Origin of the sequence: Streptomyces monticola (assembly GCF_042665355.1) — a bacterium.
GTDB lineage: Bacteria > Actinomycetota > Actinomycetes > Streptomycetales > Streptomycetaceae > Streptomyces > Streptomyces monticola.
Genome location: NZ_JBHTCF010000036.1, coordinates 37940 through 59034, shown reverse-complemented (window position 1 = coordinate 59034; position 21095 = coordinate 37940). Strand labels below are relative to the sequence as shown.

Genomic DNA, 21095 nt, shown 5'->3' with positions numbered 1-21095 from the left:
GCGGGCGGTGAGCTTGTCGTGGCGGCATGCGGTGATCTCCGAGGTGCGTCCGGGCCGCGCTGCTGAGATCCACAGCAGTCGGCCGTTCTCGTCGGTGAGAGCGACGACCAGCAGGCCGTGGCATTTAGAACTCCTAACGAAATGATCTTCGAGGTGGTTGGATCGCTTCGGGACCGTTGATTCGGGGGTGCGGGGTGGCTCGGCCGAAGCCGTGGCATGTTGAGGACGAGTTGTGGGCGGTGATCGAACCGCTGCTGCCGAAAAACGAGCGCCGCACTCGCTTTGCCGGGCGGAAGCGCCATCCGGACCGGCTGGTGTTCCAGGGCATCCTGTTCGTGCTGCACACCGGGATCGCGTGGGAACACCTGCCGCAGGAGCTGGGCTTCGGGTCGGGCATGACGTGCTGGCGCCGCCTGGCAGAGTGGACCGAGGCTCGGGTGTGGCCCCGGCTGCACGAGGTCCTCCTCGCGAAGCTCCGCAGCGCGAACGTCCTGGACTTCTCCCGGGCAGCGGTCGACGGCTCACACATCCGGGCGCTAAAGGGGGCTCCAAGACGGGACGAAGCCCTGTGGATCGGGGCAGGGCGGGCAGCAAACACCACGTGATCACTGATGCCACCGGGATCCCGCTCGCCGCCACCTTGACCGGCGGTAACCGCAACGATGTCACGCAGTTGATCCCACTGCTCCAGGCCGTGCCGCGGGTGCGGGGCAAGCGCGGCCGACCCCGGCGGCGTCCCGACGTGGTGATGGGTGACCGCGGCTACGACGACGACAAGTTCCGCCGCCTGGTCTGGGCCCTCGGTGTGAAGCCGCTGATCGCCCGGCGTGGTACCGAGCATGGCTCCGGTCTGGGTGCGCAACGCTGGGTCGTGGAGCGTGCGTTCGCTCATCTGCACTGGTTCCGCCGTTTGCGGATCCGGTGGGAGATCCGCGACGACATCCACGAAGCCTTCCTTACCCTCGGATGCGCACTGATCCGCTGGAGGCGTCTGGTGTCTACCTCCAGGTGAACCGGCACTCTGGTCAGCGCCGGTTCACCCGGTCAGCGCATGGGCCCTGGGGTCAGCGCAGCCCGCGGAAGGCGCGGCGCAGGTCGTTGACCCAGGCGTCGGGGTTTTCCCACTGGCCGAAGTGGCCGCCCTTGTGGTGGACGTTGACGTCGCGCAGGTCGGCGTAGATGTGGGCGCCGATCTGCCGCATCACCGCCTCGTACTGTTCAGGGGTGTTGATGCCAGGGGAGGCGGAGTCACCGAGGTGCAAGCTGAAGCTGACCGGCACCGTGATGGCCGGGTGGGTCCAGCGTTCCTTGGGCTCGGGGTAGAGGTGGGCGTTCTTGTAGGCGCGCATCGACGGGCCGATGGACTGGGTGATCCAGTAGATCGTGGCGTCGGTGAGGATGTGGTCGACGGGCCAGACCTCCTCGAACTTCGCGTACCGGTCGCTCCAGGTCTTCCACCTCTCCACCAGCCAGGCCAGCAGTCCGGCCGGGGAGTCGTTCAGGCCGTGGGTCGCGGTCTGTCCGTCGAGGCAGGCCACGACCATGTGGGAGACCAGCGTCTCGTCGTACCACTTGTAGTCGGCGCGCAGTTCGGGCGAGGCGTCCTCGGGGATCTGCCGGCCGCCGGTGGGGTCCCAGTACCGGTCGCCCTGGAAGGCCGGCAGTTGGGAGGGCATGCCCAGGTGGACGCCGATGACCTGCTCGGGGTAGGCGTGGGCGAGCTGGGCGGCGACCTGGGCGCCGTAGTCGGAGCCGCAGACCGCGTACTTCTCGTGGCCGAGGATCTCGGTCATGAGGGTGTGGAATCGGTCGGCCATGCTTACGTGGTTGCCGGAGGGCGCGCGCGTGACCTCGGACGGAGCGTTGCCGAGGGTTGGCGAACCCCGCGCGATTCGCCCCGCCTCCCCCGTGGCAGCAAACGCCAACGCCACACTCCTGAGCTCGTTGTTGATCGCCATCGCAGTCCTGGCCGTGATCACCTTCGGTGTCGGTGACGTCGTGGCGGTGGGCCTGGCCCTCGTGTCCGTCCTGGTGCTGCTGGCGGGTCGCCAGCGTGCACGGCATCAAGTGCGGCGGCATCTGGCGAGCCTTGCTTCCGTCAACGTCGGCTCCCCCGCCGCACGGCCGACCGACACCCAGGAACAGCAAGCCTGACGATGGACGATCCTGCTCTCGCCGGCCCCGGCGGCTGCGACGACCGCCGCACCCAGAGCACCCGCGGACGCGCCCGACGGAGAACCCTCGGCGGCCTGCCGACCCGGTCGGGGGCGGCCTTGCTGATCGTGTCGGCCATTGTGACCGAGGCCCGAATCACCGCATGCGCCGAGTCGTTCGGCCTGACCCCACTGCCTTCGCGCTGCCAGGCCGAATGGGAAACTGCGCTGGCGGCAGACCGTCGAGACAGCGCTGTGGTCGTCCACCCGGCAGCCCAGTGTCGTGGCGCTCAGCGCTGGTTCGACACAGGGCGCGTGGTGCCGGATGTCGGCCGCAAGGCCGGGGGGCGAGGGGCTGGCTCCCGGCCAACGCAGGAACAGGTTGGAAGCACCATGAGCGGCACCAGAACAACGCGTTGAGAGGGAACCGAGAAGTCATGACTACGTCACCCCCGGCAGCAGCAGGACCGAATCCCGCAGCCACGGTTATCGGTTCCGAGGAGAAGCGCATCCGTGGCGCCATCCGGTTCGGGAGCGTCCTCCTCGCCGCCGCCATGGCCCTCGCCCTCTGCATCCTCCTGGTGGCGGCCGGCCTCCTGGGCGGGGAATCCCGCCCAGGGATGCTGTTCGGCCTGGTGCTCGCCGTCCTCATCGGCATCCCCGGCATCCGCCTGATCCAGCTGGCCCGCAAGAAACAACCAACCTTCGTGGCCGTCGACAGCACCGGTCTGTGGCTGCACAACGGCGAAGGCAGAGGGCTCATTCGTTGGGATTCACTGGCCGCCCTCACCGTGCAGTGGAGCCCCGGCAGTGACACCACACCAACAGTCCGCTCCCTTGAGCTGTGCCCGAAGGGTCCGGTCGACCGTGACGAGAGTGTGCTCTGGGTCCTGGTCCGCGACGAGGAGCCGCTCAACCCCGGCCTGCCAAGGCTGCGCTACCGGATGGCCGGTCCCGCAGGCTCCGCCGTGGACGGCGTGATCGAAGCCGCCAGGAAACACGCCCCCGCCACGCTCTGGGCCGGCGAGCTCGAGCGCCAGCCCGGCTACGACCCGGGACCGGACCACGAAGGCCACCACGCACGAACCCAAGAGCGCACGACAGGCTGAACACCCAGGACGTGGCGCACGGCCTCGAGGCCGGGGCGGCACAGGACGAGGAGCGCCGGGCTGTTGCGCGAGTGCGTAACCGCGTTTGCTCCGAACACGGCTCTGCGTTCCCTCTACACGCACGGCAGGCAAGTCGATGAGCGGCTTCAAGCAGTGACGTAGGCCGAGCACCGGTCCGAGGTGACCTCCTCCACTCCTACTGGGCGCTCCTCCGTCGCTGGAAGCATGACGAGGGCGCCATGGGGTTCGCTGCCCGAACCGTCCAACCAGCCCGCGCCGCTGCCCGCGCGTTCGCTGCGGCATCCTGGATGGCATCGACGACAGCGCGGCGGGCGACGGTGAGGAGCAGGCCCCGGAGGCATAGCAAAGGGTCCTTGCCCAATAAAACTTGGCTTCGTACCCAATGAAACTTGGCCAAGGTTGCACTTCGCCCCTTGCCAGGCCGACGCTCACTGCGTGCCGGGAGCCTCAACTGCCGAGCGCCTGCCCATTCTTGGGTATAGATCTGCCCTTTCTGGCCCCGACCAGGCTGGACGTGCCACTCCGGGGACGCTCACGAGTCAAGATCATCCACACTGCGGTCAACCTGACAGGTGCGCCCGCTCGCACTTCCCAGGAGTACGGCCCCCAACCGTTCGGGGGCCAACCGTGCCCATCTCTGCTACGCGATCCACCGTGCAAATCGGAACATTCAGGGTGGAAGTGAAGCAAGACACATCAGAGTCATGACACTGAGATTTGGCCAGAAGAATCATCCACTTACGGATTCTCCGGTTTCTCTGCGCATACGATCTCCGGCGGTGATCTCGCACGAATGTACGGATCGCCCTGGGGGTCGATGGCCGCCAGAAACGAATGAGGGGGTACGCATGATTCACATGCGTAAGGCTGTCGCGGTTGCGGCTGGGACTGTCATGGTGCTTGGGCTGGGGGCTCTTCCGGCGCACGCCGAGAACTACCACGACACCTACCTGTCGAACTGGGGTCCTGGCAAGGAGTCGTCCCGCTGGGCCGATAACAACAGGGACTCCGTCAAGACGTCGATTCGTTTCTCTAGCTGCTATACCGATGGCGCCAGCGGCTTCAACTCGGCGACGCTGAAGCTGTCCAAGGATGTTTTTGGGCCGGATGATCACTACGGCAGCAGAACCAACAAGTGCAACACCTCGACCTGGGGGGACCAGTCGAAGGGTGATTACTACTTCACGCTCACCGGGGTCAACTCAGGTGGAGTCCTGACCGTCAAGAGCGTCAGGATCACCTGGTAGAGGCACGATCTGATCCAACCCCGCTGCTCCCGCCAAGACTTCACCTCGGGAGCAGCGGGGCCCTTTCTCGTCGTACGTGCGTGCCGCGGAGACCACTGCGGCGGATTGATGTTGGTGCGAATGACTCTGCACTTCGACGGCGTCGCCTTCTGGTACAACCGCAAGACCGCTGTGCTCTCGGACTTCAACCTGTCTGTCAGTGATCCGGCCACGGTCCTCCTCGGTCCCAACGGTGCCGGCAAGTCCACGCTGCTCGCCCTGGCTGCTTCCCAGTTGGCACCAAAGGCCGGCCGTGTGTCGTGGAAGCGGCTCAGTCCGTCGCGCGGGCGCGACCGGACCCCGTACCGGCGCGCTGTCGCCTGGCTGCCTCAGAGTGTCACCGCCATGCCAGGCCTGACGGTTCGTGAGCAAGTGGCTTATGCCGGATGGTTGAAGGGGATGTCCCGGACAGATGCGTGGGACGCCTCTAGGGAAGCGCTGAAACGCGTGAATCTCAGCGAACTGGCCGACCGGCGCAGCCATCAGCTCTCCGGCGGTCAAGCACGGCGCATGGGTCTGGCGGGGGCTCTTACCCATGAGAGCGAGCTGATCTTGATGGATGAGCCGACAGCGGGCCTTGACCCCACGCAGCGTAAGGTCTTCCGCAACCTCCTGGCGCAGCTGGTTCCCGAGGTGCATGTGCTGGTGTCCACCCACCAGACCGAGGATCTCGCGGACACCTACTCACACGTTGTCGTTCTGGACCGTAGCGCGGTGCTCTTCCAGGGAAGTACCAGGGACTTCCACGGGCTGACGGGCACGGGGCACTTGGGCCTTCGCGAGCAGGCGGAGGCCGCGTACGCGAGCCTCGTGCAACGGGAGGTGTGAGCATGCTGCTGCGCGCTCTCTTGCGCTCCTCCTCGGCGCTCGTGGGCTTGCCCCTCGTAGTGGTCTTCGTTCTGCTCGCGCTTCAAGACGACCTGACGAAGTTCGTGACGGCCAACTACTGGCCCTCGGCCATCGACACCGCGACTTTCGCCCTCCCTTTCCTTGCCACGGCCTGCGCGGCCTTGGGTGCCTGGGAAGGCGCGCGGCTCGACCGAGGGCAAGTGCTGAAGCAGACCGCGGTCCGAACCCCCCTGGGCATCACACTGCCCCTGCTGGTTCCGGTGGTGGCCACGGGGATGATCGGACTCCTGACCGCCGGGATCCTCACCGCCGCGGCGTCAGGCGCTTCCCCCTCCCTCACAGGGACAAGCGTCCTTCTGGTCGCGTTCCTGCTCTTCAGCGCGAATGCCCTCATCGGATACCTGGTGGGGCGCCGCTGGCCCGCCGTAGTGTCCGTGCCCGTGGCTCTTGTCGGCGCGTTCATCGCCAACGCCTATCCCGTGTCCTGGGAAATCCTGTGGATCCGGCACCTGGTCGGCGGCGGGCTGCGCAACTGCTGCGCGGTTGACCAGGTCCTGGACCCTCGAGCACTGTGGAGCGCCGCAACCTTCGCCCTGGCTCTGATCACCGCTGCCGTGATCACCATTCAGTTCCCCCGCAACCCCAAGAGCTGGGCCATTGCGCCGCTCGTCGCTCTGGTTGGCATCGCTGCGGGTTCATACTTCGCCCAGGACTTGGGACCCGATCCCGTACGCGATCGCCCGCGTACCGCTCTGGTATGCGAGAACGGCGCCAGCGTGCGCACCTGTCTGTGGCCAGAGGTCCAGGACCCCGCCGCGCTACGCAAGGAAGTCCAAACAGCCGTGACACGCCTACGGGCCGCCGGGGTAACCGTACCCAGCACCCTCACCATGGCAGCGCGCCCAGCGGGAGGCGAAGCGAAACTCGGCGTACTCACAGATGACACGCCCGACCACGTTCCAGCAGGGGTGGCCTCCGGCCTCTTGCCCGAGTATCCGGCCTGTGCCTCCGACGGCCCGTATCCGGCGGCAGCCGCTCTCGAACCGGTGGCCGCATGGCTCATGCTGACCGCCGGGGCCCCCAGGGAGACGGTCTCCGCCCAGGTTGCCCCAGAGGCGGCCGCACTTGCCCTCAAGGTGAAGGACCAGCCGCAGAAGGTTCAACGCGGCTGGTACGCGACCAACACCCGCGCCATGCAGTCGTGCACCGCCAAGCCGACGCTCGTCATCGGCAAGGAGACCACGTGACTTGGTGGTTGAAAGCACGCGCCACCACGGCCTTCCTCATGACTCTGGCTGTGACAGCACTGTTGGGCATGCTGGCCGGGAACGCGGAACTCCCCATCCCCCTGCTGACAGGCCAGTCAGGGACCTTCCTGGTCGGCCACCTGATCACCGTCCTGCCCGCCGCGACGTTGATGTACGGTCTGAGCCGCGGCGACGCCCGACTGGAAGCCGTGGCCTGCCGACCCATGGGGCCCTGGAACGCGATGCTGGGGCTCGCCGCGGCGGCAGCCGGCGGGACCGTCGCCGCGCTCCTGTACCTCGCGACGAACAGCCCCATCTCCCTCGTCCTGGGCCGAAACACCATCGGCTACATCGGCTGCGCCCTGCTCGCATCAGTCCTCGTAGGACCGCGATTCGCCGCCCCGCTCACGGCCGTACTCCCACTGCTGTGCGCGGCCACCGGCTGGCGGCAAGGAGGTCAGCCCGAACCCTGGGCATGGATCTTGCAGCCTCCCCACTCCACCATCGGAGCAGCAGCTGCTCTCCTCCTACTCGCCCTCGGTGTCGCTGCCACCGCCGCAGGAACCTCACTATCGCGTGCGTCAGGACAGGGGCGCTGACCGGCTGTGGATCGTGGACGGCCCCCTGATCCCGGTCCGCGACCGGACCGTTGGCGCCTCCTCACGCAACTACCGGTTCTCAGCGAATGTGCAGGTCATCATCGACGCCGACACCCGCCTGGTGGTCGCCACCGCGCGGCCGGCGCCGGGAAACAAGGCCGACGCCCACGTGTGGCGGAACTCCGGCCTGGCACAGCACTGCGAAGGCGTCACAGTGCTGGGTGACGGCGCCTACTTCAATACCGGCCTCGTCGTCCCGCACCGCAAACGCCGGCGCCGCCCCCTGTTGCCCGGCGAAGAGGCCGACAACGCCGAGCACCGACGGGTGCGGGCCCGCGTCGAGCACACCTTCGCCCGCATGAAGACCTACAAAATCCTGCGCGACTGCCGGCAACGCGGCGACGGCCTCCACCACGCGGTCCGAGCCGTCGCCCACATGCACAACCTCGCCCTGGCGACATGACCACCACAGCCCAAGAACCGCCCCTGACCTGCCCTAACAAAGCCTTCTGCAACAGCCTTTAAACAGCGTCTCGGAATCCGCCTTCGTCGTGGAAGCCAGTCGCTTTGCCGCTTCCGCTACAGCTTGGCTGTGGGCCCACCTGCGGGGGCAGGGACGTGGCCAACAGCGATCGGGACAACTCATATGCCCTATCCAGCTTCATACCCGGGAGCGTATGCGGCGTAATTCCGCGCTTGCCTTCGTCAGCGAAGTCAGTGCGGTCGAGGGTTGCCGGACCGCCAGTCGGCGAGGACAGCGGCTCCCCCTGGCTTGCCGTACTCGATCTATTACGGCAGCTGAAGAGCACAACCCTCGAGACCGGCCAACACTCTCTCCCCCTGGCACCCCGCCCTCAGCAACTCGACTGCCGCTACGCTTCCCCACAGACAAGGTCAAGATCGCAGCAGTGGCTGGGGCTAGTGGATACCGATACAAGAACTGACAGCATGTCAGCTAAGTCAGCAAAGAGTCAGCATGAGCACGACCAGACCCCCCTCCACATGACGACACCTGCACATCGACCGCCCATCCGCACAGGGGTCCTGACCTGCCAGTTTGCTGGTCAGTCCATGATCAGCATTCGAATGGCTTAGTATTCATGTCTTGGTTCGAATCATTCATCCTCGGACTCGTCCAGGGGCTCACCGAGTTCCTCCCCATCTCCTCCAGCGCCCATCTGCGCCTGACCGCGGCGTTCGCGGGCTGGCACGATCCCGGCGCGGCCTTCACCGCCATCACGCAGATCGGCACCGAGACGGCCGTCCTCATCTACTTCCGCAAGGACATCGCACGGATCCTGTCGGCCTGGTTCCGCTCCCTCACCGACAAGGCGATGCGCAGCGACCATGACGCCCAGATGGGCTGGCTGGTGATCATCGGCTCGATCCCGATCGGGGTACTCGGTGTCACCCTCAAGGACCAGATCGAGGGCCCGTTCCGTGACCTGCGGCTGATCGCCACGACGCTCATCGTGATGGGCATCGTGCTCGGCGTCGCCGACCGCCTCGCCGCCCGCGACGAGGCCGGCGGCCGCCATCGCGCGGTCAAGGAGCGCAAGACCCTGCGCGACCTCGGCGTCAAGGACGGCCTGATCTACGGCGTCTGCCAGGCGATGGCCCTGATCCCCGGCGTCTCCCGCTCCGGCGCCACGATCAGCGGCGGCCTCCTCATGGGCTACACCCGCGAGGCCGCGGCCCGCTATTCGTTCCTCCTCGCGATCCCCGCGGTCCTCGCCTCCGGCGCCTACGAACTCAAGGACGCAGGCGAAGGCCATGTCTCCTGGGGCCCGACCATCTTCGCCACGATCATCGCCTTCATCGTGGGCTACGCCGTCATCGCCTGGTTCATGAAGTTCATTACGACCAAGTCCTTCATGCCCTTCGTCTACTACCGCATCGCCCTCGGCATCGCCCTGTTCGTCCTGGTGAGCATGGGCGTACTGAGCCCGCACGCGGGCGAATCGGCGGGGTAGCGGGGGCCGGCGGGCCGCCCATACGTTCGACGAGAACCGGGCTCTGCCAGCCCTGTCCGGCCCGAAATTACCCCGCGTTCACAGAGATCATCTCCCATTTTCCTCCCATTCGATCTTGAGTGAACGGCAGTTGGGATGCGCATCCTGGCGAGCAAGGGCGAACTGAGCCCGCATGCAGGCGAATCGGCGAGGCAGCCGGGCCCGGCGGGCAAAGCCAGAACGGACGGGGAATTCTATTTCACCGGCTTGACGTCCGCCGCGTAGCAGTCCACGTATTCCTGCCCCGAGAGTTTCTGGATCGCGTTCATGATCTCGTCCGTCGCGGCGCGCAGTGCGGCGCGGCGGTCGGTCATGTTTGCGTAGCGCGAGAAATCCAGAGGTTCTCCGAAACGGACGGTCATCGGTACGGTCCGTGGCCGGCGCCTGCCCGCCGGCAGTGCTTCGAACGTTCCGGTGACGGCGCACGGGATCACCGGTGCCCCGGCACGCAGGGCCAGGGCGGCCACTCCCACCCTGCCCTTGTAGAGCCGGCCGTCGTGCGAGCGCGTGCCCTCGGGGAAGATGCCGAGCAACTCTCCCTCGCGCAGGACCTGCAGGCCCGCATCGAGCGCCGCGTGACCTGCGCCGTTGCCCGAGCGGTCGACGGGGATCCCCCGCAGCCCGCGGAAGAAGGCGGCCATCAGGCGGCCTTTGAGTCCCTTCCCGGTGAAGTACTCGCTCTTCGCAAGGAAGTTGATCCGCCGCTTGATCATCACTCCTTGCAGGAACTGGTCCAAGAAGGACTGGTGGTTTCCCGCGACGATCGCCGCCCCCTCGGCGGGCACATGCGAGAGCCCTTCGACGCGCGGCCTGGACCACCACCGCAGCCACGGTACGAGCACCACATTCTTGAAGAAGAAATAAAACACGGCTGTGAGCCCCTCCCTCTCCTGGCGTGCCCCCGTGCCCGGGGATGTTAGTGAGGGTTCGGCGGTCCCGGGAGAATGCCTCTTCGGCCATACGAGGAATGGGCCGCGCTATCGGCCGGATATCGAGGGCGGGTATTTCTGACTGAGCCGGTAAGGGCCCGTTTCGTGCCGCCCGCGTTGAATTGCGCGGCGCGACGGACGTGATGATGGCGCGAAACCATCGCGCACGAGGAGCGGACCCCGGCCATGTGCCGAGCCCACCGGGAGCGACCGAGGCGTAGCGGATTGTCACACCAACCCCCTAGGCTTGACGCATGTCCCAGACCTCCGGACCTCACCGCCCCCTGCGCGCAGCCGCGGAGATCAACGCAGAGATCCGTGCCCTGTGGGAGCGCACGGACGGCAGGCTCTCCCCCGAGCAACGCCAGGAGTATGAATCGCTCGTGACGGAGTGGGCCGCCGCCATCCGCGCCGGAGCCGTGCAGGCCGCCTGAGCAGCGTGCCGGAGCCGTGCAGGCCGCCTGAGCAGGGTCGCGTGTCCGGGTCTGCCGTCGGTCACGGCCGCCTCGGCCGACCCGGGTCCTGAATTCGTACCGCTTGAGCGGCGGGGACGGCCCTCCCCGGTTTCACGCAGGGAGATTCCGGGACGCGTTGAGGCCCCCGTTCCGGGAAAGGCCGCCGGTTCCCCCGCCCGCGCGCGGCCCCAACCGCCGTACAAGGACGGGGCGTTGGAAGGGCACGAGACACCGCCCCGCGCCGCTGCCTCTCCGTCCCGCCCGTGTCGGAGACATGTGCGGCGAAAGCGAAGACCCTGTGCCGTGCCGGGGTCCGGAGCAACCGCCACCTTAGACCGCCCTCCGCAGCCCGAACAGGCGGCAGTCGGCCAGACAATCCATGCCGGAGCAGGCGCCACCGGAACGGCCTTTACCCGCACTCCGGCCGCAGATCATGATGCAGACATGACCGATGCGGCCGACACCATCGATACGACCGACGCGACAGACGTGACAGACGCCGGAACCGGCGCGGTACGCCTCGCGCGCTACACCAAGGCAGACCTCGTCGAGATCCTCGGCGAAGGCGACGATCCCTTCGGCGTCGACTCCGCAGGCCTGACATGGCTGCCCAAGGAAGAGCACTTCGGGATCAGACTGCGAGGCCGCCTCGTGGCCCACGCCGGACTGCGGACGCTCCCCCTGGTGATCGGCGGCGCCGAGGCGGCGGAGACACAGGTGGTGGGCGTCGGCGGTGTGGCCGTCGCACCCGATGTCCGGGGCCGCGGCCTGGCCCGGCAGGTGGTCGGGGCGGCCTTGGCGCAGGCCCGCACGATGGGGCCGCAGCACGCGTTGCTCTTCTGCCGGCCGCCTCTGGTGGCGTTGTACCGGCGCCTCGGCTGGCAGCCCGTGGAGGCGGAGGTGCGGGTCGAACAGCCCGGTGAACGGGTGGTGACCATGCCCCTGCCCACCATGGTCACCCCGCTGCGCGCGGACGCCCGCTGGCCCGCAGGACCGGTGCGCCTGCTGTCCCTGCCCATGTGAAGACGGCTCTCCGGCGGCTCCCGGCCCCCGGCTCCGCCGCTCGCAGCCCGGGGAGCCGGTCCCGCGAACCGGCCCGACCATCACATGGTTGTGGCTCCGTTCGGGGCTGATCCCCGCATGCCCCTTGGCCTCTGGGCTCCGGCCGACAACACTGACCCGATGACGCAGCGTGTGGACCTTGCGACCGTGATGGACCGGATGGCCATCGACGCTCTGATCTCCGGGTACGCCGCCGCCGTGGACGACGGCGACTGGCCCGCCTACCGTGCCTTGTTCAGCCCCGGCGGACGGGCCGACTACCGCTCATCCGGAGGGATCGAGGGCCCTGCGGGCGAGGTGGCCGACTGGCTGGCCGACACCCTGCGGCTCTTCCCGATGCGCCAGCACCTGATCGTGAACCGCACGATCCGGCTCGAATACGTCGACGGTGACGTGGGCGATTCGGCGCAGGTGCGGGCCGACTACGTCAACCCGATGCGTACCCACGCCGACGGCGGCGCCCCCGACTTCGAGTGCGGCGGCCGCTACAGCTTCTCCGTCCTGCGTACGGCGGCCGGCTGGCGCGTCCTGCAAGTCGTCGTACAGGAGAAGTGGCGGCGCGTGGGCATCCCGTCGCAGGCCGCACCCGTGGCCGACGCCCAGGAGGAGCGCACGCCCGCACCGGCGCCCTCCACCCCGGCCCCGGCGCCCCGGCAGGCCCCCGAGGCGAGCTGAGGCGGAATTCCGGGCACCACGCGCCCGCCACGGCCGGCCCCGTCACACGGCTGAGGGGGAACTTCCCCTTGTCGTCCGAAGATCGTCCCGCCCTCTGTCGGAGATCGCTCCGGGGGCGCACACTGGACGCGTACGCACCGCCGTCCGGGGGCAAGGGAGGCGCGGTATGGACTTCACCGGCGGTTCGCCGGCGGGTGGCTCCCGGGGCGGCGACGCACGGCTGAGGGACACCCGGAACGGCGCCTTCTGGCAGCGCGGGCTCGCCTCGCGCTGGTGGCGGGGCGGCGCCGCGCTCCTGTCGGGGGCCCTTCCCGCGCTCGCGTTCCCGGCGCCCTCCTGGTGGTGGTTCGCCTACGTCGCCCTCGTACCGTGGACACTCCTCGCCCGCTCCGCGCCGACCGCGCGCAGGGCCGCCTGCGACGGCTGGCTCGGCGGGGTGGGCTTCATGCTCGCGGTGCACCACTGGCTGCTGCCGAGCCTGCATGTGTTCACCCTCGTCATCGGCGTACTCCTCGGCCTTCTGTGGGTGCCATGGGGGCTTCTGGTACGCCACTTGCTCGGCGGCCGGCCGTCGGCGGGGCGGGTCGTCGCCGCGCTGGTCGTCCTGCCGTCCGCGTGGCTGCTGGCCGAACTGGTCAGGTCCTGGGAGGGGTTGGGCGGTCCGTGGGGGCTGCTCGGGTCCAGTCAGTGGCAGGTGGAGCCGGCCCTGCGGGTCGCGTCGGTGGGCGGGGTGTGGCTGGTCAGCCTGCTGGTCGTGGGCGTGAACACGGCCGTCGCCGCCCTGGTCGCGGTCGACCGGGCGCGTATCCCCGCGGCCGCCGGGATCGTCGTCACCGCGCTCGCCGTCGGCTCGGTCTGGGCGTGGGCACCACAGCCCGAACGGTCGGGAGCCGCACGGATCGCCGTCGTACAGCCGGGGGTCATCGACGGCGTGGGCGGCGCCGGGAAGCGCTTCGACCGGGAGGAGGCGCTGACCAGGACGCTCGCCGGGCGGGGTGTGGATCTCGTGGTGTGGGGCGAGAGCAGCGTCGGCCACGACCTGGTGGACCGCCCCGATCTCGCCGACCGGATCGCGCGCCTGTCCCGTGACGTGGGCGCCCAGATCCTGGTGAACGTGGACGCGCGCCGCTCCGACAAGCCCGGCATCTTCAAGTCCGCGATCCTCGTGGGCCCCGAAGGACCGACCGGTGACCGCTACGACAAGATGCGGCTCGTGCCGTTCGGCGAGTACATCCCGGCGCGTGGTCTGCTCGGCTGGGCCACCTCGGTGGGCAAGGCGGCCGGCGAGGACCGCAGACGCGGCACGTCGCCCGAGGTCCTGACGGTGGCGGACGGCCTGCGCGTGGGGCCGCTGGTCTGCTTCGAGTCGGCGTTTCCCGACATGAGCCGCCATCTGACGCGCGAGGGCGCGGATCTGCTGCTCGCCCAGTCGGCGACATCGACCTTCCAGGACAGCTGGGCGCCCGAGCAGCACGCCTCGCTGGCGGCGGTGCGCGCCGCCGAGAACGGCCGTCCCATGGCGCACGCCACGCTCACCGGGGTCTCCGCGGTGTACGGCCCGGCCGGCGATCGCGTCGGCGCCCCGCTCGGCACGGACGCGAGTTCCGCCGCGGTCTTCGACGCGCCCCTGGCCGATGGCAGCACGCTCTATGTACGCCTGGGCGACTGGCCGGTGTACGCCGCGCTCGCGGTGCTCGCCGCCCTGTGCGCGGCCGAGGGGCTACGGTCCCTCAGGCGCCCCGCCCGGCGGATTCCCGGGCCTGCAGTACCACCCGCTCGCAGAGCTCATGAGTTGCCAGGGCGTCCCGGGCGCTGAGCACCTTGCCCGCGCGTACCGCGTCGAGGAAGGCGAGCACGGCCTGCTCGATGCCGCGCTGCCGGGCCACGGGCACCCAGTCGCCGCGCCGCCGCACGGACGGCTGGCCCTTGTGGTCGATCACCTCGGCGAGGTTGTGGACCGCGCGCTTGGTGTCCTGGCCCGACACCTCCAGGATCTCCTCGGTCGAGCCGCTGAGCCGGTTCATGATGCCGAGCGCGGTGAATCCCTCGCCCGCCAGCTGCAGCACCACGTGATGCATCAGGCCGTCCTCCACGCGTGCCCGCACGGAGATGTCGTCGACGGGCCCCGGCGCCAGGAAGCGCAGGGTGTCGACGACATGGATGAAGTCGTCGAGCACGAGCGTGCGCGGGTCCTCGGGAAGTCCGATGCGGTTCTTCTGCATCACGATCAGCTCGCGCGGGTGCTCGGCACACTGCGCGTAGCCGGGCGCGAAGCGACGGTTGAAGCCGACGGCGAGGCTGGTGCCGCGCTCCTCCGCCAGCTTCACCAGACGCTCGGAGTCGGCGAGTTCGTAGGCCAGTGGCTTGTCGACGTATGTCGCCACGCCCGCCTCAAGGAGACGCGTGACGATCTCGGGGTGTACGGCGGTGGGCGCGTGCACGAAGGCCGCGTCGAGGCCTTGCGCGAGCAGTGCGTCCAGGTCGGTGTGGCGGCGCTCGGCGGGGACGTGGTGGGTGGCCGCGACGCGTTCCAGGGTCGCGGGGGTACGGGTCTGCAGATGCAGCTCGGCCCCCGGCAGGGTGGCGAGCACCGGCAGATAGGCCTTCTGCGCGATGTCACCGAGCCCGATGCAGCCGACCTTCACGTCCGTCTCCCTGCTGTTCGGTGGACCGCGGCGGCGCGCGCCACGGCCTCAAGTGCGAGATGCCCCGGAAGCATACGTGGACGACCGCTGCGGCGACTGGGGCGGCCACCAGTCCATGACGCTGTCGAAGGTGCTCAGGACCAGGTTGGGACCGAGCTTGTTGACGCCCGCGATCAAAGCGTTGCGCAGCAGGGCGGCCGGTGCGCTCACCGGGGTCGTGTTGACGCGGCCCATGCGGTACGCCTTGCGGACGATGTCCATGGTCCGCGGCAGGCGGTCCTTCGTGTACGCCGCGAGAGCCGCGTCCAAGTCGCCGTCGGGGCGCACGTGGTGGGCGAGGACGACGGCATCCTCGATGGCCTGGTTGCCGCCCTGGCCGAGGCTGGGGGTCATGGCGTGGGCGGCGTCGCCGAGGAGCACGACGCGGCCCTTGTGGTAGGCGGGCAGGGCCTCGCGCATGTAGTACACGTCGTTGCGCAGGACTTGCCCGGGGTGGGCGGCGGCGAGGATCTCGGGCACCGGGTGGTGCCAGTCCCCGAACCTGCGGAGGAGTTCCGCCTTCTCGCCGTCGGGTGCGCGGCCGCCCGCGGGGACACCGGCGGCCGCGTACGCGTACGCCCGGCCGTCCTTCATCAGGTGCGAGCCCCAGATCTCACCGCGGCCCCAGGTCTCGTGCGAGCCGAAGGGCCGCTCGGGGGCCGGCACGACCATCCGCCAGGTGGTGAAGCCGGAGTAGGCAGGACCCGGGTGGGCGGGGAAAAGAGCCCCGCGCACCCCGGAGTTGATGCCGTCGGCGCCGATGACGAGGTCGGCCTCCAGCTCACCGTCAGGGGTACGGACCACTGCGGGGCGGCCGGGTCCGCCGGCGTCGACGAGGTGCGCGGCCTGCGCGGTGCGTACGGCGGTCGACGGCAGCCGGGAGCTCAGCACATCGACGAGGGTGGCCCGGTGCAACAGCACGAGCGCGCCGCCGAAGCGCCGGGCGAGGACCTTGCTGTCGGTGCGCGAGAGCCAGTGGCCACCGGGGGTGCGCAGGCCGCCGTCGCCCTGCCAGGCGGCGAGGTCGCGGATCTCGTCGCCGAGGCCGATGACGTCCAGGGCGCGCTGGGAGTTGGGGGCGAGGGAGATGCCGGCGCCCACGGGCTCCAGCGCGGCGGCACGCTCCAGGACCGTCACCGTCCAGCCCTGCTGGTGCAGTGCCGCGGCCGCGGTGAGACCGCCGATGCCGCCTCCGATCACGATGGCTCGGGCCATTGCTCCTCCTCGTCACATGGCGGCAGGGCGCCGGACACGGTGCACCCCGTTCGCCGCTCACTACATCTGTAGTAAGCGCCTGGAGTGACCGTACTACAGGTGTAGTACGGGGCGGTAGAGTGCTCCGCATGGCAGACCGCTCCCCCAGCTCCCCCAGCACCCCCCACCCCTCCGCACCTGAGACACCCGGCGCCTCGCGGGCCGAACTCATCGCCGACTCCGCGCTCGCGCTCCTCGCCGAGCGCGGCATGCGTGGCCTGACGCACCGCGCGGTGGACGAGGCGGCCGGACTCCCACAGGGCTCCACCTCCAACTACGCGCGCACCCGGCTCGCTCTCCTGGAGGCCGCGGTACGCCGGCAGGCGGAGCTCGAGGCGCAGATGCTCACGCCGGCGGAGCTGCCCGACCCCGCGGGCGGGCTCGACACACTGGCCGACAGCCTGGCCCTCGCCCTGCACCGCTCCTTGGCCGACCAGCGTCAACTGACCGTCTCCCGCTACGAGTTGGCCCTGGAGGCGACCCGCAGACCGGAGCTGCGCGACTACTACGACCGAGCCGGAGCACAGTTCAGGGAGCCCCTGGAGGCGCTGATGAAGGCGGCAGGATCCAAGGAACCGCTGCGCCACGCGCTGTCCCTGGTGGCGTGGTCCGAGGGGATGATGTTCTCCTGCGCGGCCGGCTCGTACCACGCGCGCGTGCCGTCGCGTGAGGAACTGCGCAGCGGGTTCCGGGAGTTGCTGCGGGGGATGCTGGGGATGCCGGGCTGAGGGCGCCTCGCCGCCAGACCCCCGTCACCCGTGCGGGGCAATCCTCGCTGTGCGCCGCGCAGTAGGCCTGGTGGGTCACCTGCGGGTGCGTCGTGGCTGGTCGTGCTGTTCCTCGTGTCCCTTCGGGGCGCGACCGGACGGCACCGGAACGCTTCGAATCTGCCGGGTCGGTCGCCCCAAAGGGTGCGGGACGCTGCAGAGTTGCGCGGGTGCATAGAACGACAGCGACTGCGGCCCTCCTCGCCGCGGTGGCGGTCTCCACCGTCACCGGCTGCGTCTCCGTGGAGCGACCGCCCGTGCCGCGCCCCTGGTCCGGCACCGCTCCGGCGGCTCCGGATCCAGGCCAGGCCGCGGCTCCCATACCGCGCGACAAGAGCAGGACCGAACCTCGGGCCGTGCCCGCGCCCGCACATGAGGCGCTGCGACTGATGAGCCCCGCCAAGAGCGGCTCCCCCGCCGCTTCTTCGGCCGGGGCCGCCATCACTCCCGCGCAGAGCGCCACCACTCCCGCTCAGCCCGGCGCCACACCCGCGCAGCGCCGTACCGCACCCGCCGCGGAAGCGGCGCCGGATCGCCGTCCGGCCGGGCGGGCCCCGCGTACGCCTCGCGCCACTCCGGCAGCCCCGGCCGCCCGGGCCCCCAAGGCGCCGCCCGCCAAGGCCCCACCCGGCGCCGGGGTATGCGCCCTGGGCAAGCAGTACGGCGGCTGGGAACCGGACAGCCCGCAGGCCCGCATCTGCCGGGAGAATTACGGGGGTTGAGGCCCACCGGAGCCCACTGGGGCTCACCCACGCCCTCCGAGCGCGGAGAGGGCGCCGCCTACGACCGTCGTCGCGGCGGTCCGACCGGGCCACCGGGCGGCGGGCCGTCCGGGCCGGTCGCGGGCGGCGGAGGGCCCTCATCGCCCTTCCTGAGCCGCAGTTCGAGGCGCTCGATCGCGGCGCGGACGCCGTCGCCGTACGAGTCGTCGCCGAGCGCGCCGATCGCGCTGCGGGCACGGCGCAGATGGGTTCTGGCCTCTTCCTCGCGGTGCAGCTTCAGATAGTCCGCCGCCAGGTTGAGGTGCAGCGACGGGTAGAGGGCGCGCACCGCGAGCGACCGGTGATGGCGCTCAAGGCGCTTACCGGTGAGCGCATCCGCGGCCGTCAGGGCTCGCAGGTCCCAGGCCAGCTCGTCGGCCGGGTCGTCCTGGGTGTCCGCGATGTAGTGCGCGATGGTGATGCGGTGCAGCGGGTCGCCGTCCTGGCCGATCTCCGTCCAGAGCTCCAGGAGCCGGTTGCGGGCCTCTTCCCGGTCGCCCGCGCGGTGCAGCATGACCGCCTGCCCCGCCCGGGCCATGACGTCGTCGTCAGCCGTCTGTTCCTGCTGCTCCGCCACTGCGTCCTCCGTACTCGTACGACCATCGACGAACACGGACGACGCTAGCCGCCGCCATGGACAAACCGGGGCAGGCGCGGGGCGCTCAGGCGCGGGACTCGGCCAGGTCGGGGATGCGCCAGTCGATCGGGGTGTGGCCGTGGGCCGCGATGGCGTCGTTGATCTGGGTGAAGGGCTGGGAGCCGAAGAACTTCCTTGCCGACAGGGGCGAGGGGTGGGCGCCCTTGACGACCGCGTGCCGCTCGGTGTCGATCAGGGGCAGCTTCTTCTGGGCGTAGTTGCCCCACAGGACGAAGACCGCCGGGTCGGGGCGGCCGGCGACGGCGCGGATCACCGCGTCGGTGAACTTCTCCCAGCCCTTGCCCTTGTGGGAGTTGGCCTCGCCGGCACGGACGGTCAGGACCGCGTTCAGCAGGAGCACGCCCTGCTCGGCCCAGGGCATCAGATAGCCGTTGTCCGGGATCGGGGTGCCGAGCTCGGACTGCATTTCCTTGTAGATGTTCCGCAGGGACGGCGGGGTCTTCACGCCGGGGCGGACCGAGAAGCAGAGACCGTGGCCCTGGCCCTCGCCGTGGTACGGGTCCTGGCCGAGGACGAGGACCTTCACCTTGTCGTACGGAGTGGCGTCCAGGGCGGCGAAGACCTCCTCGCGCGGCGGGTAGACGGGACCCTCGGCACGCTCCGCCTCGACGAACTCGGTGAGCTCCTTGAAGTAGGGCTTCTGCAGCTCCTCGCCGAGGACGCCGCGCCAGGACTCGGGGAGCATGGCGGTGTCGGTCACGTCAACAACCTCCGTTGTGCGGTCACTTCTCACCGGAGAACCTACCTCCGGCCACTGACAACGCTCACCGCGGCGCCCGCCCGCGGCCACTCACCGCCCGTGACAACGCTGCGGGCGGCCGGAAGACCCGGCCGCCCGCGGCGGTCACCACATCAACAGGCGCCTACCAGCTGGTCTTCCGGCTCAGCTCCCACATCATCATGATCGTCGAGGGGTCGAGGGCACGCTCGCCGCCCGCGATCTCCTCACTCGCCGCGACGAACTGCTTGCCCTGCCACAGCGGCAGCAGCCGGGCGTCGTCCACCAGGATGTCCTGCGCCTGCTCGAACTCCTCGACCACGGCGCCGCGGTCGGTCTCACGGCGTGACTGGGGCAGCAGCTGGTCGGTGATGCGCGGGCTCGCGTAGGGCGTGCCGAGGTTGTTGCGCTCGCCGACGAAGGGCGCGATGAAGTTCTCCGGGTCCGGGAAGTCGGGGAACCAGCCACGGCCGAAGACCGGGTACTCGCCGCCGCGGAAGCCCTTCTCGAACTGCTTCCAGGGCCGGCCCTCGATGGTCACGTCGAAGAGCCCGGAGGACTCCAGCTGGCGCTTGATCTCCTCGAACTCGGGCTTGGTGACGGAGCCGTAGCGGTCGGTCGTGTACCAGAGGGTCAGCGGGACCGGCTTGTCGATGCCGGCGTCGGAGAGGATGGACTTCGCCTTGTCGGCGCTGGGCTTGCCGTACTTGTCGAAGAACCCGGTGGTGTGGCCCGCGACGCCGGAGGGGACCATCGAGTACAGCGGCTCGACGGTGTCCTTGTAGACGTTGTGCGCGATGGCGCCGCGGTCGATGACCTGCGCGACGGCCTTGCGCACCGCGGGGTTCTTCGCCCAGCGGTCCTTCGGGTTGAACACCAGGTAGCGGATCTCCGTGCCGGCGCCCTCGACCAGCTGGAGGCCCTGCTGGTTGGCCTGCTTGCCCTGCAGGTCGACGACGTCCTGGGCGGTCAGACCGCGGAAGGTGACGTCGATCTCCTTCTTCTGCAGGGCGCTCACCATGGCGGCGGAGTCCTGGAAGTAGCGGATGGTGACGCCGTTGTTCTTGCGCTCGGCCGCGCCCTTGTAGTTCGGGTTCTTGGTCAGCTCCGCGCTCTGGTCGTCCTTGTAGGAGTCCATCACGTAGGGACCGGACCCGGTGATGCTGTTGCCCTTGCGCAGGGCGTCCGCCGGGTACTCCTTGGGGTCCACGATGGACATGGCCGGCGTGGCGAGCACGAACGGGAAGGTCGCGTCCGACTTCCCCAGATGGAAGGTGACATCCAGGTCGCCCTGCGTCTCGACCCGATCGAGGCTGCTGAGCAGGCCCTCGGGGCCGCCCTTGACGCCGATCTTCCTGATGCGGTCGATGGAGTGCTTCACGGCCTTGGCATCGAGCGTGTCGCCGTCGGAGAACTTCAGGCCCTCGCGCAGCTTGCAGTGGTACGCGGTGTTCGACTCGTCGGTGAACTCGCAGGCCTCGGCCGCGTCGGGCTCGGGGGTCGCCGAGCCGGTGGGGAAGCTCACCAGGGTCTGGTAGACGTTCCTGTACAGCTCCCAGGAGCCGTCCCAGGCGGCAGCGGGATCGAGGGTGCTGGGCGCACTCGTGGTGCCTACGACGATGTTCTGCTCTTCGTCCGAACTGTCGGACGTCACGAGACCGCATCCAGAGAGCAGGGATATGGACGCAAGAGCTGCAGCGGCCTGCAGACTTCGGGTCCGGTTGAACACGCGCACGCTCCTCGATCAACCACGCCAGGGGGGTTGGCGCACCTTACCGCAGCGCCCTGCCGGGCCAACCTTCAGGCCTGGCAGGGCACTTGATGTACGGAGACGTCTCATTCGGCCCGCTAGATGG

General features: G+C 69.4%; 21 protein-coding genes and 1 pseudogene. 15 read left to right on the top strand and 7 right to left on the bottom strand.

Going from position 1 to position 21095, the window contains the following annotated elements; translation table 11 throughout:
* The first annotated feature begins 194 nt into the window (after nt 1–194).
* Nucleotides 195–1012 (top strand): IS5 family transposase gene (locus ACFQVC_RS40980; RefSeq protein ID WP_381841347.1). Its coding sequence is split into 2 segments (ribosomal slippage): nt 195–537 and nt 537–1012, totalling 819 coding nucleotides; the frame shifts between segments, so codons are not numbered across the junction.
* 52 nt (nt 1013–1064) lie between these two features.
* Here ACFQVC_RS40980 and ACFQVC_RS40975 read toward each other — a convergent pair.
* Entirely contained in the window at nt 1065–1817 is a 753-nt protein-coding gene (locus ACFQVC_RS40975) for an alpha/beta hydrolase (RefSeq protein WP_381841344.1), read from the bottom strand.
* Between the two features lie 130 nt (nt 1818–1947).
* Between ACFQVC_RS40975 and ACFQVC_RS40970 the strand changes: the two genes are divergently transcribed.
* From ACFQVC_RS40970 to ACFQVC_RS40935, 8 genes and pseudogenes are all read left to right on the top strand, one after another.
* Nucleotides 1948–2154: a hypothetical protein gene (locus ACFQVC_RS40970; RefSeq protein WP_381841341.1), complete on the top strand. Its 207-nt coding sequence runs from the start codon at nt 1948–1950 to the stop codon at nt 2152–2154.
* 436 nt (nt 2155–2590) lie between these two features.
* Complete coding sequence (locus ACFQVC_RS40965; protein ID WP_381841339.1) at nt 2591–3262, top strand: hypothetical protein; 672 nt, start codon at nt 2591–2593, stop codon at nt 3260–3262.
* An 869-nt stretch (nt 3263–4131) separates the two neighbouring features.
* On the top strand, nt 4132–4530 hold the full coding sequence (locus ACFQVC_RS40960) for a hypothetical protein (protein WP_381841336.1): 399 nt from the start codon (nt 4132–4134) through the stop codon (nt 4528–4530).
* A 120-nt stretch (nt 4531–4650) separates the two neighbouring features.
* Nucleotides 4651–5397, top strand: coding sequence for an ATP-binding cassette domain-containing protein (locus ACFQVC_RS40955; protein WP_381841333.1), 747 nt, complete (start codon nt 4651–4653; stop codon nt 5395–5397).
* Between the two features lie 2 nt (nt 5398–5399).
* On the top strand, nt 5400–6665 hold the full coding sequence (locus tag ACFQVC_RS40950; RefSeq protein ID WP_381841330.1) for a DUF7224 domain-containing protein: 1266 nt from the start codon (nt 5400–5402) through the stop codon (nt 6663–6665).
* Nucleotides 6666–6715: 50 nt separating this feature from the next.
* Nucleotides 6716–7264 (top strand): hypothetical protein, encoded by a 549-nt coding sequence (locus ACFQVC_RS40945; protein ID WP_381841328.1) that lies wholly within the window; start codon nt 6716–6718, stop codon nt 7262–7264.
* Nucleotides 7263–7727: pseudogene (locus ACFQVC_RS40940) on the top strand (transposase family protein); the annotation flags it as partial. The gene ACFQVC_RS40945 and the pseudogene ACFQVC_RS40940, both read left to right, overlap by 2 nt.
* 637 nt (nt 7728–8364) lie before the next feature.
* Nucleotides 8365–9237: an undecaprenyl-diphosphate phosphatase gene (locus ACFQVC_RS40935; RefSeq protein ID WP_381841325.1), complete on the top strand. Its 873-nt coding sequence runs from the start codon at nt 8365–8367 to the stop codon at nt 9235–9237.
* Between the two features lie 233 nt (nt 9238–9470).
* On the opposite strand, the gene ACFQVC_RS40930 is transcribed toward ACFQVC_RS40935, so the two are convergent.
* Nucleotides 9471–10145 (bottom strand): lysophospholipid acyltransferase family protein, encoded by a 675-nt coding sequence (locus ACFQVC_RS40930; RefSeq protein ID WP_381841322.1) that lies wholly within the window; start codon nt 10143–10145, stop codon nt 9471–9473.
* A gap of 314 nt (nt 10146–10459) precedes the next feature.
* On the opposite strand from ACFQVC_RS40930, the gene ACFQVC_RS40925 reads away from it, so the two are divergent.
* From ACFQVC_RS40925 to lnt, 4 genes are all read left to right on the top strand, one after another.
* Nucleotides 10460–10639, top strand: coding sequence for a hypothetical protein (locus ACFQVC_RS40925; protein ID WP_381841319.1), 180 nt, complete (start codon nt 10460–10462; stop codon nt 10637–10639).
* A 465-nt stretch (nt 10640–11104) separates the two neighbouring features.
* Nucleotides 11105–11683 (top strand): GNAT family N-acetyltransferase, encoded by a 579-nt coding sequence (locus tag ACFQVC_RS40920; protein ID WP_381841316.1) that lies wholly within the window; start codon nt 11105–11107, stop codon nt 11681–11683.
* A gap of 159 nt (nt 11684–11842) precedes the next feature.
* Nucleotides 11843–12397, top strand: coding sequence for a nuclear transport factor 2 family protein (locus ACFQVC_RS40915; protein ID WP_381841313.1), 555 nt, complete (start codon nt 11843–11845; stop codon nt 12395–12397).
* 166 nt (nt 12398–12563) lie between these two features.
* Nucleotides 12564–14213: an apolipoprotein N-acyltransferase gene (gene lnt, locus ACFQVC_RS40910; RefSeq protein WP_381841310.1), complete on the top strand. Its 1650-nt coding sequence runs from the start codon at nt 12564–12566 to the stop codon at nt 14211–14213.
* Here the strand turns inward: lnt and ACFQVC_RS40905 are convergent.
* Complete coding sequence (locus ACFQVC_RS40905; RefSeq protein ID WP_381841307.1) at nt 14128–15042, bottom strand: Gfo/Idh/MocA family protein; 915 nt, start codon at nt 15040–15042, stop codon at nt 14128–14130. The two genes, lnt and ACFQVC_RS40905, sit on opposite strands and share 86 nt — an antisense overlap.
* A gap of 48 nt (nt 15043–15090) precedes the next feature.
* On the bottom strand, nt 15091–16296 hold the full coding sequence (locus ACFQVC_RS40900) for an FAD-dependent monooxygenase (RefSeq protein WP_381841304.1): 1206 nt from the start codon (nt 16294–16296) through the stop codon (nt 15091–15093).
* 128 nt (nt 16297–16424) lie between these two features.
* Here ACFQVC_RS40900 and ACFQVC_RS40895 point away from each other — a divergent pair, with 128 nt between their 5' ends.
* On the top strand, nt 16425–17063 hold the full coding sequence (locus tag ACFQVC_RS40895) for a TetR/AcrR family transcriptional regulator (RefSeq protein ID WP_381841301.1): 639 nt from the start codon (nt 16425–16427) through the stop codon (nt 17061–17063).
* Between the two features lie 209 nt (nt 17064–17272).
* A complete protein-coding gene (locus tag ACFQVC_RS40890) occupies nt 17273–17824 on the top strand; it encodes a hypothetical protein (RefSeq protein WP_381841299.1) in 552 nt (183 codons plus the stop codon).
* Between the two features lie 58 nt (nt 17825–17882).
* Here the strand turns inward: ACFQVC_RS40890 and ACFQVC_RS40885 are convergent, their stop codons facing one another.
* From ACFQVC_RS40885 to ACFQVC_RS40875, 3 genes are all read right to left on the bottom strand, one after another.
* Nucleotides 17883–18440 carry a hypothetical protein gene (locus ACFQVC_RS40885; protein WP_381841296.1) on the bottom strand — a complete coding sequence of 186 codons (558 nt, stop codon included), beginning with the start codon at nt 18438–18440 and terminating at the stop codon, nt 17883–17885.
* Nucleotides 18441–18525: 85 nt separating this feature from the next.
* Complete coding sequence (locus ACFQVC_RS40880) at nt 18526–19221, bottom strand: uracil-DNA glycosylase (RefSeq protein WP_381841293.1); 696 nt, start codon at nt 19219–19221, stop codon at nt 18526–18528.
* Between the two features lie 163 nt (nt 19222–19384).
* Nucleotides 19385–20968: an ABC transporter substrate-binding protein gene (locus ACFQVC_RS40875; RefSeq protein ID WP_381841290.1), complete on the bottom strand. Its 1584-nt coding sequence runs from the start codon at nt 20966–20968 to the stop codon at nt 19385–19387.
* Nucleotides 20969–21095 lie beyond the last annotated feature (127 nt).